This is a genomic window from Citrobacter sp. TBCS-14 (assembly GCF_005280805.1).
Lineage (GTDB): Bacteria > Pseudomonadota > Gammaproteobacteria > Enterobacterales > Enterobacteriaceae > Citrobacter > Citrobacter gillenii.
Genome location: NZ_SZWM01001349.1, coordinates 269 through 555 on the forward strand (window position 1 = coordinate 269; position 287 = coordinate 555).

The window sequence follows — 287 nt, forward strand, 5'->3', positions numbered from 1 at the left end:
GGCTAACAGCTTTTTCTGCGCGGGAGTGAAGCCCGGAAGATCGAGATTACGCACCAGCCAGGCGGCATGCAGCGGTGCCTGCTTATATTCCACGCTCAGCCCTATTTCATGCAGCTGACAGGCACTTTGCAGCAGTTCACGGCTAATGGCCTCAAGATGCCACTCATCTTTCACCTGATCGAATAAATGTACAGCCAACTGTGCGACGCGGTTCGCCTGATCGGTGTCGACCATAAAGCGACGCTGAATATTACGCAGCGTACGGCTGCGAATATCCTGATCGACAG

1 pseudogene is annotated in these 287 nt (G+C 54.0%); it reads right to left on the bottom strand.

Going from position 1 to position 287, the window contains the following annotated elements:
- Nucleotides 1–287 (bottom strand): annotated as a pseudogene (locus tag FDX22_RS32420) (guanosine-5'-triphosphate,3'-diphosphate pyrophosphatase); the annotation flags it as partial.